The sequence below is a fragment of the Yersinia sp. 2542 StPb PI genome (assembly GCF_048593855.1).
Classification (GTDB): domain Bacteria; phylum Pseudomonadota; class Gammaproteobacteria; order Enterobacterales; family Enterobacteriaceae; genus Yersinia; species Yersinia enterocolitica_E.
In genome coordinates, this window is sequence record NZ_JAZGQA010000125.1 from 1 (window position 1) to 13850 (window position 13850).

Genomic DNA, 13850 nt, shown 5'->3' on the forward strand with positions numbered 1-13850 from the left:
GTTCACGTTATATTTTAATAGTGGCCACCTCCAGATAATCAATTTAAAGAATAAATAGACATCTGAATGGCGACTTAAATTTTAATAACTATAAATGGCAAATAGAATTACTAGCCAAATTCATTGGTATTATTTTATTTCACTTTCGTTATCAACCGATATTATCTAATTTCTTTATTCTTTACCCGTGCGTTACATTTTTATTCAGTATCTGCTAATATCTGAAATCATTTTTATCGAATAAACGGTGCTAACCATGAAGTTTGTCTCTTTTAATATCAATGGCCTACGTGCTCGACCACATCAACTAGCGGCGATAATCGAGCAACATCAACCAGAGGTTATCGGCCTTCAGGAAACGAAAGTACATGATGATATGTTTCCCCTTGAGGAGGTCAGTCAGCATGGTTACCACGTTTTTTATCATGGGCAAAAAGGTCATTATGGTGTGGCGCTGTTAACCAAAAATGAACCATTGGCTGTTCGTCGTGGCTTCCCTACTGATGAAGAAGATGCTCAACGTCGTATTATAATGGCTGATATTGCAACGCCAAATGGTCCTCTCACTGTTATTAATGGCTATTTCCCCCAAGGGGAAAGCCGTGATCACCCCATAAAATTCCCAGCAAAAGAGCGTTTTTACGCTGACTTACAACAATATCTGGAACAACAACTTTCAGCAGATGCTCAGGTACTGATTATGGGGGATTTAAATATTAGTCCAACTGACCTGGATATTGGTATTGGCGAAGAGAGCCGTAAACGTTGGCTGCGCACAGGTAAGTGTTCATTTCTGCCTGAAGAGCGTGCCTGGCTGGAGCGTTTACAAAACTGGGGGCTGGTTGATACATTCCGTGCAGCTAATCCTGAGTGTAACAATCAATTTTCGTGGTTTGATTATCGCTCCCGTGGTTTTGATGAGAATAGAGGCCTGCGTATAGATTTATTGTTGGCAAGTCAGCCACTGGCTGCCCGCTGCGTTGCGACAGGAATTGATTATGCGATTCGCGGCATGGAAAAGCCCTCAGACCACGCACCAGTATGGTCTGAATTCGAACTCTGATAACGTCAGTGGTAGTCTTGGCAACACAGGCCTACCACTGGCAAATACGCGACCAAAGCTGGATAAACAAAAAATGATTGATGTTGTCGCCGCCATTATTGAACAAAATGGTAAGATTCTGCTGGCTCAGCGGGACTCATGCCGTGATCAGGCCGGTTTGTGGGAGTTTCCTGGAGGGAAAGTCGAGGCGGGAGAGAACCAACCTCAGGCGCTGATACGTGAACTGACCGAAGAGTTGAATATTGAGGCATCAGTGACCCGATATATCGCCACCAATCAATGGGATTCAGATAAACAGACCATCAGATTGCATGCCTGGCTCGTTGAGAGTTTCAGCGGCAAGCTAGCATTGCATTGTCATTCCGCAGTGGTCTGGCTGGCACCAGAGGAGGCTTACCGTTACCCCCTGGCACCCGCCGATGTTCCGCTTTTAGATGCGTTTATTGCCCAGAAACGTTAGCCTGTTACCTGGTCAACCGCTTCCAAATCAATGGATTGGTACCGATCACACTGCTATCACGCACACACTGCAAGACCTCACCTTCAACGCGCAATACAGCACCTTCAGAATAATTCTGATTTTGATAGACACAACAGCGAGTGCACGGATTATTATTCGTGTTGCGATTTGATGAGTTATTCCATATTTCAGGTGGCAAAGGAACAACAACATCGACATTGTTACGATTGGCCATCGCCGCAGTAGAAATAAGCGAGGCAAAACCAATACAACCTAGCAATAACAATATTCTCATGACTTATTATCCTTGGTTTTGGACGGTGCTTTTTTACGTTTCTTTATCGCCCCAGACGGTGCGGCTGGCAACCCACGAAATACCTGAGGTGAGCGATTTTGTTTTGCCTGACTGATTAAATCTTGCAATGTTGCCACCAGTGGCTGCATGAAGTCCTGATAGCGGCAATTTTTCTCACTGATTTGTGTCAGTGTCGATTCCCAATGGGCCGTCATATCGGGCCGTGCAGCAATATCAGGCAGCGCATGAATCAATGCTCTTCCCGCAGGGCTTGCATGAATATAACGCCCTTTTTTGAATAAAAAAGTACGTTTGAAAAGTAGCTCAATAATCCCAGCTCGTGTTGCCTCAGTACCCAACCCATCCGTTGCGCGTAACACTTTTTTCAGCTCTTTATCCTGCACAAACCGCGCGATTCCGGTCATCGCTGATAATAAACTGGCATCGGTAAATGGTCGTGGCGGCTGAGTTTGCCGTTCAACAACCTCACCCCGTTCACACAATAATTCAGCACCTTTCTCCACCACCGGCAACGGCGAGCCTTCATTTTCTTCATCACGCTCTTTGCTACCAAGCAAGGTACGCCAACCCGCCTCCGCCAGAAAACGGGCCTTAGCGACAAACTTGCCGCCAGCAATATCGAGCTCAATGACACATTTACGAAATTGTGCATCTGGGCAAAATTGCATCAGATACTGCTGTGCTACCAATCGGTAAACTTTGCCTTCATCAGTGGTTAGATTCACCTTACTGGCCCGTGCTGTTGGGATAATGGCATGGTGGGCATCGACTTTTTTGTCATCCCAGCAGCGATTACGCCGATCACTGTCCATTACCTCTAACGGCAATAAGTCAGCCTGATGAATGCTGATGGCATTCAATACCGAATGACGCCCAGCGAAATGCTCTTCTGGTAGGTATCGGCAATCTGAACGCGGATACGTAATCAATTTGTGCGTTTCATATAAACGCTGACAAATATCCAGAACTTGCTGGGCGCTCAAACCGAAGCGTTTAGCGGCTTCAATCTGCAATGTCGAAAGGGAAAAGGGTAACGGTGCGGTTTCTGATTCCCGTTTATCATTATAGGAGGTTACAAATGCAGGCTGACCCGTGATGCGATTAACCACATGTTCAGCCAGTGGCCGATGCAACAAGCGCCCTTCTTCATCCTGATATGACTCGCAAGAATCACTCGGCTGCCATAGGGCAATAAAACGCTCATCCGCAGGCGTGACAATATGGGCTTTAACTTCGAAAAAGTCTTTGGGAATAAAATCTTCAATTTCTTCGTCACGGCGGACAACCAAGCCTAATACCGGCGTTTGTACCCGCCCTACTGACAAAACACCATCATAACCTGCATTGCGCCCAAGAATAGTATAGGCACGGGTCATATTGATGCCATATAGCCAATCGGCTCTGGCGCGGGCCAATGCCGAAACACATAACGGGATAAACTCGCGGTTATAACGCAAACGCTCCACCGCACGCTCCACTGCCTGCGGGTTGAGATCGTTAATCAGGCAACGGCGGACATTTTGCCGCTTCTCTGCCACCAAATCGAGGTAATCCAATACTTCATCAACCAACAGTTGCCCTTCGCGGTCCGGGTCACCGGCATGCACCACTTCGTCGGCCTGTTGCAAAAGTTGTTTGATAACATTCAATTGCTTACTGACCGAGGGCCGAGGCTGTAGTTGCCATTTTTCAGGAATAATAGGTAAATCAGCTAACGACCAACGTGCATAGCGGCTGTCATAAGCATCAGGTTGGGCCTGTTCCAGCAAGTGACCCACACACCAGGTCACCATTTGATCACTGCCACAGGCAATAAATCCATCGCCTCGACGATGCGGCTTTGGCAAAATATCGGCAATCGCCCGCGCCAAACTGGGTTTTTCAGCAATAAAAAGTCGCATCATTCACCGCAAAAATGCATCAAAGAAAAGGTCATTCTGTAATCTCAATCAACGCCCGGCGGTTATCCACAGCGCTCAACTCGCCAATAGAACTGAGCGTCATACCGTGCTGAGCCGCAATAGCCTGCACCTGAGCCTCCGCTTCAGGCAATACGGCTAACAACAAACCACCGGAAGTCTGTGGGTCACACAATAACGTTTTCTGTAACTCGGTCATCTCGCCGATCAGGTGGCCATAACTGTCAAAATTACGCCCAGTTCCCCCCGGCACACAACCCGCAGCAATATACTCTTCAACCGCCGGTAAGCGCGGTATAGCCGAGAAATGTAATTTGGCCTGAACACCAGATCCTTGACAAATTTCGCTTAAATGCCCTAACAGGCCGAACCCGGTAACATCGGTCATGGCAGTGACACCGGCAATACTGGCAAAGTCCGCCCCTGATTTATTCAACTGACACATGGTTTCTGTTGCTACCCCTTGATGTTCAGGTCGCAACTTACTTTTCTTTTCTGCCGTCGTCAGAATACCAATACCCAGCGGTTTGGTCAGAAACAGCTTACAACCAGCCTGCGCGGCACTGTTTTTCTTAACCTGCTCAGTGCTGACGATTCCGGTGACCGCCAGACCGAAAATCGGCTCAGGTGCATCAATGGAATGCCCCCCTGCCAGAGAAATACCGGCCTGCTGGCAAACATAGCGCCCGCCCTCGATAACCTGTTGGGCAACTTCAGGTGCCAGTTTATCTATCGGCCAGCCCAGGATGGCAATCGCCATAATGGGTTTACCGCCCATCGCATAGATATCACTGATAGCATTGGTGGCTGCAATTCGGCCAAAATCAAAGGGATCGTCAACGATCGGCATAAAAAAGTCGGTCGTGCTGATGATGCCAACACCGCCGCCAATATCATAAACTGCTGCATCATCACGCGTTTCATTCCCCACCAACAGCCGAGGGTCAAGAAGCTTCTGCTGATCGGTATGCAATATCTTATCCAAAACTTTGGGCGAAATTTTGCAACCGCAGCCCGCTCCGTGGCTGTATTGGGTAAGACGTATCGCTGGCGGTGTCATAACACTCTCCCGTGTGATGGTCAGTAATAAGCAGTTTATTGAGGAATTATGCTCGTAGGACTAGTATCCAGACTGCCTATGGTAGCGCCTATGGCGTGGCTTGGTAAGTAGAGGCCGCTGTCGGGCAGATAGGTTGGTCACAAAGCAGACGAAAACACAGCTTAGTTCCTATAAAAGTGCATAAGCTGTGATGTTCAAGACGGCCCCAAGCGATTTGCTTCTTCGCTGCCGCCTTGAAACCTATCGATTATAGACCATATAACTATCAGAAATAGCTCACAAAAGTGGTGTGATCCAGTGGAGTCACTTTCGTCGCTGACTTCAGTTGTGGTGTGCCGAGATAAAGGAAGCCGACGATTTCATCTTGTTCACGGCAGGCAAACCCCTGACGAACCACGGGATGATGGGTCCAGGAACCGGTACGCCAGATACCATTAAAACCTTGAGCCAGCGCAGCCATTTGCATTGCTTGTACCGCGCAACCGGCGGAAACCACTTGTTCCCAATTGGGCACTTTGGGGTTTTCAGTGACATGGGCAATAACGGTAATAATTAGCGGCGCACGAAACGGTGCTTGTTTCGCTTTTTCCAATACCGCGTCATCAGCCCCATCATGTTGTACTGCCTGTTGTAACAATTGACTAAAACGTTCCAGCCCCTCATTTTCAATCAAAATAAAGCGCCATGGCTGCAATGTGCCATGGTCAGGTGCCCGCATGCCCGCATGGATAATATGATCCAATGCCTCACCCGTTGGCGCTGGGGTGGTCAAACGGGACGCCGAACGGCGGTTAAGTAACAGTTCTAACGCATCCATCATTCTCTCCTGATAACGATTTTCATTTTCAGCACGGTAGCATAAGTTGTCGTTTTGTTGCCAGTGTTGACCTTTCGGCTAGGCTTAACAGTGATTTAAAGCTGACATTTGTTCGTCAGGTCATTAGGATAACCGTACTTGCCCGGTTTTGTTGGAGATAACATGCGCACTTTGTGGCGAATTATTGCTGGCTTTTTCAAGTGGACCTGGCGTCTGCTTAATTTCGTCAGGGAATTTATTCTTAATCTGTTCTTAATACTGTTAATTTTAGTCGGTGTGGGTATTTACCTTCAGTTCCAAAGTAAACCAGCAGAACCGGTTAAAGGCGCGCTGCTGGTAAATTTAAGTGGCGTGGTGGTTGATCAGCCCGCAGTAAACAATAAATTACGTCAACTGGGGCGTGAGTTCTTAGGGGCATCCAGTAATCGCCTACAGGAAAACTCGCTGTTTGATATTGTCGAAACTATTCGTCTGGCAAAAACCGATAACAATATTACCGGTTTGGTGCTGTCACTGAGTGATTTTACCGGTGCCGACCAACCTTCATTGCAATATATAGGTAAAGCGCTGCGGGAATTCCGTGACAGCGGTAAGCCAATTTATGCAATTGGCGATAGCTATAATCAAACCCAATACTATTTAGCCAGCTTTGCTAATAAAATCTATCTATCGCCACAAGGGGCGGTCGATCTGCATGGTTTCGCCAGTAATAACCTCTATTACAAATCGTTGCTGGAAAAACTTAAAGTCACCACGAATATCTTCCGGGTTGGCACCTATAAGTCCGCGGTTGAACCGATGATTCGTGATGATATGTCACCGGCTGCACGTGAAGCAGACAGCCGCTGGATTGGTGGATTATGGCAAAATTATCTTACTGCGGTTGCTGCCAACCGGCAGTTAACGCCAGAGCAGCTGTTCCCAGGTGCCGCGGGTGTTATCAGTGGGTTGCAAGCCGCTGGCGGTTCTCCGGCAAAATATGCGCTGGACAATAAACTGGTGGATACATTAGCGTCACGCCCTGAGGTAGAAACCGAGTTGGTTAAAACCTTTGGTTGGGATAAAAAGAATAACGACTTTAATTACGTCAGTATTTATGACTATCAACCGGTACCTACACCACAGCAGGGCGAGCAGATAGCGGTTATTTTTGCTAACGGCGCCATCATTGATGGTCCGCAAACTCCGGGCAACGTGGGTGGCGACTCGCTGGCAGCACAGATTCGCCAGGCGCGTTTAGATCCAAAAATTAAAGCCGTAATTCTGCGAGTAAATAGCCCTGGGGGCAGTGTCAGCGCCTCTGAGTTGATTCGTTCAGAATTAGCGGCGTTACGCGCAGCCAATAAACCCTTGGTGGTATCGATGGGGGGAATGGCGGCATCGGGTGGATATTGGATCTCCACACCCGCTAACTATATCGTTGCCAGCCCGAGCACCCTTACCGGCTCGATTGGTATTTTCGGCGTGATTAATACCTTCCAAAATTCACTGGAAAGTATTGGTGTTCATACTGACGGCGTAGCCACGTCGCCATTAGCCGATATTTCGATTACTAAAAACTTGCCGCCTGAGTTTTCGCAGATGATGCAAATCAATATCGAAAATGGCTACAAGACCTTTATTGACCTGGTCGCAACTTCACGCCATAAAACCCCTGAACAAGTGGATCAAATCGCACAGGGCCATGTGTGGCTTGGGATTGATGCTAAAAGTAACGGTCTGGTGGATCAGTTAGGTGACTTTGATGACGCGGTGAAGAAGGTCGCGGAGCTGGCGCAACTGAAAACCTGGCAGTTGAATTGGTTTGTTGATGAGCCGAGTCTTAGTGACTTGATTTTCGGCCAAATGAGCGCATCGGTACAAGCTATGTTACCAGCCGCCATTCAGGCTTGGATACCTGCCCCGCTATCTGCCATGGCGCAAGCCGTGCAAGAGCAGCCAAGTTTACTCAGTACATTGAATGACCCGCAGAATCGCTATGCGTTATGCCTAACCTGTGGTGATGTCCGCTAGAAAATTAATCAAAATACTCCGCCCGGCACCCGCCGGGCTTTTTTTCCTCGTCAGTCTCCCTATAATTCACCCATCTTATTCAGTACTACTTTTCAGGCCCTCATGCTCATGCAGAAGAAATCTATTTATGTTGCCTATACTGGCGGTACCATCGGTATGCAGCGCTCGGAACATGGATACATCCCCGTATCCGGCCATCTGCAACGCCAACTTGCGCTGATGCCTGAGTTCCATCGCCCCGAAATGCCTGATTTCACTATCCATGAATATGCGCCATTAATTGACTCCTCAGATATGACACCCGAGGACTGGCAGCATATTGCCAACGATATTGAGCAAAACTACGGCTTATACGACGGCTTTGTTATTTTACATGGCACAGACACCATGGCATTTACAGCCTCGGCCCTGTCATTCATGTTAGAAAATCTGGCCAAGCCGGTGATTGTTACCGGCTCTCAGATCCCGTTGGCAGAGTTGCGCTCTGATGGGCAAACCAACTTGCTTAACGCCCTCTATCTGGCCGCGAACCACCCAGTGAATGAAGTCAGTCTGTTCTTTAACAACAAATTATTCCGTGGCAATCGCACCACTAAAGCCCATGCTGATGGTTTTGATGCTTTTGCCTCGCCGAATCTGTCGGTACTGCTTGAGGCAGGTATTCATATTCGGCGTATGGCGTCGGTCGAGTCACCAGCCAATAATGGGCCATTGATTGTTCATAACATCACCCCTCAACCGATTGGTGTGGTGACTATTTATCCTGGGATATCAGGCGCGGTGGTGCGCAACTTCCTGTTGCAGCCCGTTAAAGCCCTGATTTTACGTTCTTATGGTGTGGGAAACGCACCACAAAAAGCCGAGTTACTGGATGAGTTAAAAAATGCCAGCGAGCGAGGTATTGTGGTAGTGAATTTGACACAATGTATTTCCGGTAGAGTCAATATGGAAGGCTATGCAACCGGTAATGCACTGGCCCACGCCGGTGTTATCAGTGGCTTTGATATGACGGTCGAGGCCGCACTGACAAAACTACATTATTTATTGAGTCAATCTTTAACCCCTGAAGACATTCGCCGGTTAATGCAACAAAACCTGCGTGGTGAACTCACTGACACTAACTGATCCGGTGGAATATCAATGAATGCGGCACTGCTTTTAATTGATTTACAAAATGACTTTTGTCCGGGAGGGGCGCTGGCTGTTGCTGAGGGTGACCAGGTTATTGCCATTGCCAATCAAGCTATTGATGCCTGCCTTAGCAAAAAGATACCTATTATTGCCAGCCAGGATTGGCACCCTGCCGGACACCGCAGCTTTGCCATCAATTCAAATGCGGAATCGGGTACCGTAGGTGAGCTGGATGGGTTACCACAAGTTTGGTGCCAGTGCATTGTGTGCAAAATGAGCCCGGGGCCGCCTTACATCCGCAATTGAAACAACACGCAATTGATGCCACGTTCCGTAAAGGCCAAGATCCTGATATCGATAGCTACAGCGCTTTTTTTGACAATGGTCAGCGAGCCAAAACCCCTTTGGATGAGTGGTTACGGCAGCAAGGGATCGATCGTTTGTTCATTATGGGGCTGGCAACTGATTATTGTGTGAAATATAGCGTCTTGGATGCATTAGCTCTGGGTTATCAAACAACGGTCATCAGTGACGGTTGTCGCGGGGTCAACCTACAACCGCATGACAGTCAACACGCCCTAAATACGATGCATAAAGCAGGGGCAAGCTTACAAACACTGGCACAGTGGCTGGCTGAAATGGATTCAGCAAGCAAATAACCGGCAATAAAAATAGCACCAACGGAGCCTCACTCGGCTCCGTTGATTTTGATAAATCTTGTGGGTAACAGCCCTATTCTGGCTTCAGTTTTACCAATGTTGGCTGGCTGAATTGCTGTTTCAATTCTTGCTTGGTTTTCATCACAATTTGGCCATCAGTGCCAATGCTCATATGCTGAGCATCCTCATTGTGACGGGCTTGCCATAGCATTACCATTTGCAGACTATTTTCTTTCTGCTCAGGTGTCAGTGCCACACCATCCGGCCATTTACCCAGCTCAACCGCTTGCATCAAACGTTGGTAAATTTCAGGTGTCATCACTGAAATCAGGTCTTCAAGCTCCATCAAAGTATCCTTAACAAAACGAATAATAAGCTGAATCGATTTTTCAACATGCATAATCGTTGAGTATCAACCGGCAATCTGCTCGCCATTCTGGTCATCAACAAAATTCAATGACGCCGAGTTCACGCAATAGCGCTCGCCCGTAGGCTGCGGCCCATCGGGGAAAACATGGCCTAAGTGAGCATCACAATTACCACAACGAATTTCAACTCGAACCATATTATGTGAATTATCATCAATATAGCGAATAGAGTCATCTTTGATAGGTTGGTAAAAACTCGGCCAACCACAGCCTGAGTCAAATTTCGACTCTGAGATAAACAAAGGTTGATGACAACACAGGCACTCATAGATGCCATCGCGTTTGTTATGTAGCAATTTGCCACTAAACGGGGCTTCTGTCCCGCGCTGTTGGGTGACATGACGCTGAATATCGGACAGTTTTTCAATATCTGGTGTAGAGTTCAGTTCTTTAGCCATTTGTGCGGTTCTCTGGCAGGGAATAAAGTCAACGAAAACAATGCCTAATAATAACAAAAAATTAACAACAAAGCAGTTAAAATTGTCCTAAACTGTATGCCATCAAAGTGACAACCGCATATACCCTTTATAGTTGACGCTGCAGGGTTGTTAGCTACACTCATTCACCCGAATCACTTACTCATGTAAGCTCATCGGGATTCGTTCGCTAGCTGCCTACCTGCAACGCCAATCATTTTGGGTATAAATGTGATAAAAATCGTAAATATTACCGATTCTCACTTTAAACTGAATAATTCGCCCCAATATAAAAATGAGGCTAATCGTATCTGGAAACGCGTGATTAATGTTCGATCTAACGTCGTTGGTTTGATTTGTAGCAATAATTGACACGATTCCGCTTGACGCTCGGCAAGGTTTTTGTAATTTTACAACCAACCTTTTATTCACTAACAAATAGCTGGTGGAATATATGACTATCAAAGTAGGTATCAACGGTTTTGGCCGTATCGGTCGCATTGTTTTCCGTGCTGCTCAGGAACGTTCTGACATCGAAATCGTTGCAATCAACGACCTGTTGGACGCTGAATACATGGCGTACATGCTGAAATACGACTCTACCCACGGTCGTTTCGACGGTACTGTAGAAGTAAAAGACGGCCACCTGGTTGTTAACGGTAAAACCATCCGTGTTACCGCAGAGAGAGATCCGGCTAACCTGAAGTGGAACGAAGTTAACGTTGACGTTGTTGCTGAAGCAACTGGCCTGTTCCTGACCGACGAAACAGCACGTAAGCACATCGCTGCTGGTGCTAAGAAAGTGGTTCTGACTGGTCCTTCTAAAGATGACACCCCTATGTTTGTTATGGGCGTCAACCACAAAGAATACGCGGGTCAGGAAATCGTTTCTAACGCTTCTTGCACCACTAACTGCCTGGCTCCACTGGCTAAAGTTATCAACGACAAGTTCGGTATCGTTGAAGCGTTGATGACCACTGTGCATGCAACTACTGCAACGCAGAAAACTGTTGATGGCCCGTCTCATAAAGACTGGCGCGGCGGTCGTGGCGCATCCCAGAACATCATCCCTTCTTCTACTGGTGCCGCTAAAGCAGTTGGTAAAGTTATCCCAGCACTGAACGGCAAACTGACAGGTATGGCGTTCCGCGTTCCTACTCCTAACGTTTCAGTTGTTGACCTGACTGCACGTCTGGAAAAACCAGCTTCTTACAAAGAAATCTGTGCTGCTATCAAAGCGGCTTCAGAAGGCGAGCTGAAAGGCGTTCTGGGCTACACCGAAGACGACGTTGTTTCTACCGATTTCAACGGCGAAAAACTGACTTCAGTATTCGATGCTAAAGCCGGTATCGCGCTGAACGACAACTTTGTGAAACTGGTTTCTTGGTACGATAACGAAACTGGCTACTCAAACAAAGTTCTGGACCTGATCTCTCACATCTCCAAGTAATAATGGATTGATGTAGATTTCTGCCAAAAGCCACCTTCGGGTGGCTTTTTTATTTGTAGCTATAATAAATTGCGCAATATCAATGATTCACCACTACGGTGTCGTCCATTTGCTACAAGATTTACAGCCTGTGATATTATCGAGAGTCTGAAGTTCAAAGGATCCCTGCTCCCTTTCCCATAAGGCCAAACGAATGAACGAGAAAGTATTCACCCTACCTGTTGTTGAACAAATTTCGCCTTACATCAGCCAACGCCAACTGGATGAATTGCCGGTAGTGGTGGTTTCTCATCCGAAGGTGCGTGCCGCAGTAAGCCTACAAGGCGCTCATTTGCTGGCCTATCAACCTAGCGGTGAGCAACCTATCATTTGGCTGAGCAATAACACGCCGTTTAAAGATGGCGTCGCTATTCGTGGTGGCGTGCCAATTTGTTGGCCTTGGTTTGGTCCATCAGCACAACCTTCTCATGGTTTTGCCCGTCTACTGCCATGGACTCTCAGTGCCCATGATGAAAACGAGAATGGGGTTATCCTAACCTTCACACTGGAAGACAGTGATGAATCCCGTAAATACTGGCCGCATGCCTTCACATTGATTGCCCGCTTCAAGCTGGGTGATGAGTGCGAAATGGAGCTGGAATCACACGGTGATTACCAGGTAGTAGCCGCGCTACATACTTACTTCCAGATTGGCGACATCGACCAGATTAAAGTCAGTGGCCTGGGTGAGAAATACTTCGATAAAGTGCTAAAAATTGCCGATGCCACACAACAAGGCGATTTAGTGTTTAACGGCCAGACTGACCGTATCTACACACAACCCGAAGCCTATAGCTTGATCAAAGATGCGGCGCTCAAACGCACCATTGAAGTACATCATCATCACCAAAGTGATGTAGTGGCATGGAATCCAGGTGCAGAGTTGTCTAGTAGCATGGTTGATATGCCAAATGAGGGTTATAAAACCATGGTTTGCGTGGAAACAGCGCGAGTGAATAAGCCGTTGGTGGCAACACTTGACGCCCCGGCGCGTCTTGCCATGACCATCCGTAGCCGTAAAAATAGCTAACGTTCCAGATGTCGTTAGGCACAAAAATGGGGCGCGATGCCCCATTTTTTATGGCTCAACATTACCGCGTCATTAATTAGCGGAAAGTATAGGTCACGCCAGTCCACAACACGCCGCTGTATGATGCATCAACCATTGGGCTATTTTTCACTTCACTGGCCAGGCGCACATAGCGGCCGGTAAAGAACGCATTCCAATTCGGATTGATGTTGTAGTTCACCGACAACTCAAGATATGGCGACCAGCTATCACTTGGGTTGTATTGCGCCAAACCACTACGGGCAGATTCAGCACCGCTCACGCCATAGTAATAACTGTTTTGATCACCACTGTTCCAGTTAAAACCTACCCCCGGCGTCAGCGTCCAGCTATCGACGTTAAAGCGGTACAGGTAAGCCAAATCGCCGATAAAACCACCGCTATTATCCAGCACATCGCCAGAGAACATAGCGCGCAACGTCCCCCAATCCTCAATATGAGAATATGACATCCCCGCCATCATGGTACTGCGGCGTTTATCCAACTGCTTCATCTGCTGATCATCACTGTCACCTGGCGTAAAGTGCAGCGGTAAGTAATAAGCATCGATTGATAAGCGATTATTGTCATCTTTCCACAAGTAATAACCCGCAGCTAAGGTACGGAAGTAGAAATTATCGCTTTCATAAGAAATGATAGGTACCGGATAGACACGGTCGTTCTTACCCCGGTAAGGGTCTGGGCTGACTAACGCAGAAGCCCCCAAAGACCAGGTTCCTGCCATTGCCGTCGGCATGCAAACGGCCGTAGCGACGGCTAAGGCAGCCAGTGTTTTTATTTGCTTGGCTTTTAAAGAATGTTTTTTCACGGATTAAATCCCATTGGTAACAAAATAATTAGTTAACTTAGTGTAAATCAATTGGTTGCCCGTGGCGAAATCTTTACACATGTCAGCCAGATATCGATATTGCTTGTATAACTTATCGCCGATAACGAAGAGGCTGACAACCTAAAAATTTACGTAGATTTGATTACAATAAAATATCGAGATATTCAAATAGATAAGCTCC

13 protein-coding genes and 1 pseudogene are annotated in these 13850 nt (G+C 47.3%); 7 read left to right on the forward strand and 7 right to left on the reverse strand.

Annotated elements, in window-relative coordinates; genetic code table 11:
• Nucleotides 1-256 precede the first annotated feature (256 nt).
• Nucleotides 257-1063, forward strand: coding sequence for an exodeoxyribonuclease III (gene xthA / locus V1952_RS14790; protein ID WP_420075000.1), 807 nt, complete (start codon nucleotides 257-259; stop codon nucleotides 1061-1063).
• 73 nt (nucleotides 1064-1136) lie between these two features.
• Nucleotides 1137-1523: a pyrimidine (deoxy)nucleoside triphosphate diphosphatase gene (locus tag V1952_RS14795; protein WP_372558952.1), complete on the forward strand. Its 387-nt coding sequence runs from the start codon at nucleotides 1137-1139 to the stop codon at nucleotides 1521-1523.
• A gap of 4 nt (nucleotides 1524-1527) precedes the next feature.
• Here V1952_RS14795 and V1952_RS14800 read toward each other — a convergent pair whose 3' ends face one another.
• The 4 genes from V1952_RS14800 to V1952_RS14815 form a co-directional block, all read right to left on the reverse strand.
• Nucleotides 1528-1818, reverse strand: coding sequence for a DUF1496 domain-containing protein (locus V1952_RS14800; protein ID WP_372558951.1), 291 nt, complete (start codon nucleotides 1816-1818; stop codon nucleotides 1528-1530).
• Nucleotides 1815-3740, reverse strand: a complete 1926-nt coding sequence (locus V1952_RS14805; protein ID WP_193784666.1) for a DNA topoisomerase III — start codon at nucleotides 3738-3740, stop codon at nucleotides 1815-1817. The genes V1952_RS14800 and V1952_RS14805 overlap by 4 nt, the downstream gene beginning before the upstream one ends.
• Nucleotides 3741-3771: 31 nt before the next feature.
• On the reverse strand, nucleotides 3772-4818 hold the full coding sequence (gene selD, locus V1952_RS14810; RefSeq protein ID WP_420075001.1) for a selenide, water dikinase SelD: 1047 nt from the start codon (nucleotides 4816-4818) through the stop codon (nucleotides 3772-3774).
• Nucleotides 4819-5083: 265 nt separating this feature from the next.
• Nucleotides 5084-5635, reverse strand: a complete 552-nt coding sequence (locus V1952_RS14815) for an NAD(P)H nitroreductase (RefSeq protein WP_372559897.1) — start codon at nucleotides 5633-5635, stop codon at nucleotides 5084-5086.
• 162 nt (nucleotides 5636-5797) lie between these two features.
• Between V1952_RS14815 and sppA the strand changes: the two genes are divergently transcribed.
• The 3 genes and pseudogenes from sppA to pncA all read left to right on the forward strand — a co-directional run bounded on the left by sppA (nucleotide 5798) and on the right by pncA (nucleotide 9438).
• A complete protein-coding gene (sppA, locus tag V1952_RS14820) occupies nucleotides 5798-7648 on the forward strand; it encodes a signal peptide peptidase SppA (protein ID WP_372558950.1) in 1851 nt (616 codons plus the stop codon).
• Between the two features lie 108 nt (nucleotides 7649-7756).
• Nucleotides 7757-8773 (forward strand): asparaginase, encoded by a 1017-nt coding sequence (gene ansA / locus V1952_RS14825; RefSeq protein WP_420071922.1) that lies wholly within the window; start codon nucleotides 7757-7759, stop codon nucleotides 8771-8773.
• A gap of 15 nt (nucleotides 8774-8788) precedes the next feature.
• Nucleotides 8789-9438, forward strand: a pseudogene (gene pncA, locus V1952_RS14830) (bifunctional nicotinamidase/pyrazinamidase).
• A 73-nt stretch (nucleotides 9439-9511) separates the two neighbouring features.
• Here pncA and V1952_RS14835 read toward each other — a convergent pair.
• Together V1952_RS14835 and msrB are read right to left on the reverse strand one after the other, a co-directional pair.
• Entirely contained in the window at nucleotides 9512-9784 is a 273-nt protein-coding gene (locus tag V1952_RS14835) for a YeaC family protein (RefSeq protein WP_083163662.1), read from the reverse strand.
• Between the two features lie 66 nt (nucleotides 9785-9850).
• The gene (gene msrB, locus V1952_RS14840) at nucleotides 9851-10264 is read right to left on the reverse strand and encodes a peptide-methionine (R)-S-oxide reductase MsrB (RefSeq protein WP_372558947.1); all 414 of its coding nucleotides are present in this window, start codon (nucleotides 10262-10264) and stop codon (nucleotides 9851-9853) included.
• A 472-nt stretch (nucleotides 10265-10736) separates the two neighbouring features.
• On the opposite strand from msrB, the gene gapA reads away from it, so the two are divergent.
• Together gapA and V1952_RS14850 are read left to right on the forward strand one after the other, a co-directional pair.
• A complete protein-coding gene (gene gapA, locus V1952_RS14845) occupies nucleotides 10737-11732 on the forward strand; it encodes a glyceraldehyde-3-phosphate dehydrogenase (protein ID WP_032819960.1) in 996 nt (331 codons plus the stop codon).
• 193 nt (nucleotides 11733-11925) lie between these two features.
• The gene (locus tag V1952_RS14850) at nucleotides 11926-12801 is read left to right on the forward strand and encodes a D-hexose-6-phosphate mutarotase (protein WP_420075002.1); all 876 of its coding nucleotides are present in this window, start codon (nucleotides 11926-11928) and stop codon (nucleotides 12799-12801) included.
• Nucleotides 12802-12877: 76 nt separating this feature from the next.
• Here V1952_RS14850 and V1952_RS14855 read toward each other — a convergent pair whose 3' ends face one another.
• On the reverse strand, nucleotides 12878-13648 hold the full coding sequence (locus tag V1952_RS14855; RefSeq protein WP_372558945.1) for a MipA/OmpV family protein: 771 nt from the start codon (nucleotides 13646-13648) through the stop codon (nucleotides 12878-12880).
• Nucleotides 13649-13850: the final 202 nt, after the last annotated feature.

Excerpts from the sequence above, each read along its gene's own strand:
- V1952_RS14795 (WP_372558952.1), top strand. The coding sequence starts at position 1,137 with ATGATTGATGTTGTCGCCGCCATTATTGAACAAAATGGTAAGATTCTG.
- ansA (WP_420071922.1), top strand. The coding sequence starts at position 7,757 with ATGCAGAAGAAATCTATTTATGTTGCCTATACTGGCGGTACCATCGGT.
- V1952_RS14835 (WP_083163662.1), bottom strand. The coding sequence starts at position 9,784 with ATGGAGCTTGAAGACCTGATTTCAGTGATGACACCTGAAATTTACCAA.
- sppA (WP_372558950.1), top strand. The coding sequence starts at position 5,798 with ATGCGCACTTTGTGGCGAATTATTGCTGGCTTTTTCAAGTGGACCTGG.
- V1952_RS14800 (WP_372558951.1), bottom strand. The coding sequence starts at position 1,818 with ATGAGAATATTGTTATTGCTAGGTTGTATTGGTTTTGCCTCGCTTATT.
- V1952_RS14850 (WP_420075002.1), top strand. The coding sequence starts at position 11,926 with ATGAACGAGAAAGTATTCACCCTACCTGTTGTTGAACAAATTTCGCCT.
- gapA (WP_032819960.1), top strand. The coding sequence starts at position 10,737 with ATGACTATCAAAGTAGGTATCAACGGTTTTGGCCGTATCGGTCGCATT.
- xthA (WP_420075000.1), top strand. The coding sequence starts at position 257 with ATGAAGTTTGTCTCTTTTAATATCAATGGCCTACGTGCTCGACCACAT.
- selD (WP_420075001.1), bottom strand. The coding sequence starts at position 4,818 with ATGACACCGCCAGCGATACGTCTTACCCAATACAGCCACGGAGCGGGC.
- V1952_RS14815 (WP_372559897.1), bottom strand. The coding sequence starts at position 5,635 with ATGGATGCGTTAGAACTGTTACTTAACCGCCGTTCGGCGTCCCGTTTG.
- V1952_RS14805 (WP_193784666.1), bottom strand. The coding sequence starts at position 3,740 with ATGCGACTTTTTATTGCTGAAAAACCCAGTTTGGCGCGGGCGATTGCC.
- msrB (WP_372558947.1), bottom strand. The coding sequence starts at position 10,264 with ATGGCTAAAGAACTGAACTCTACACCAGATATTGAAAAACTGTCCGAT.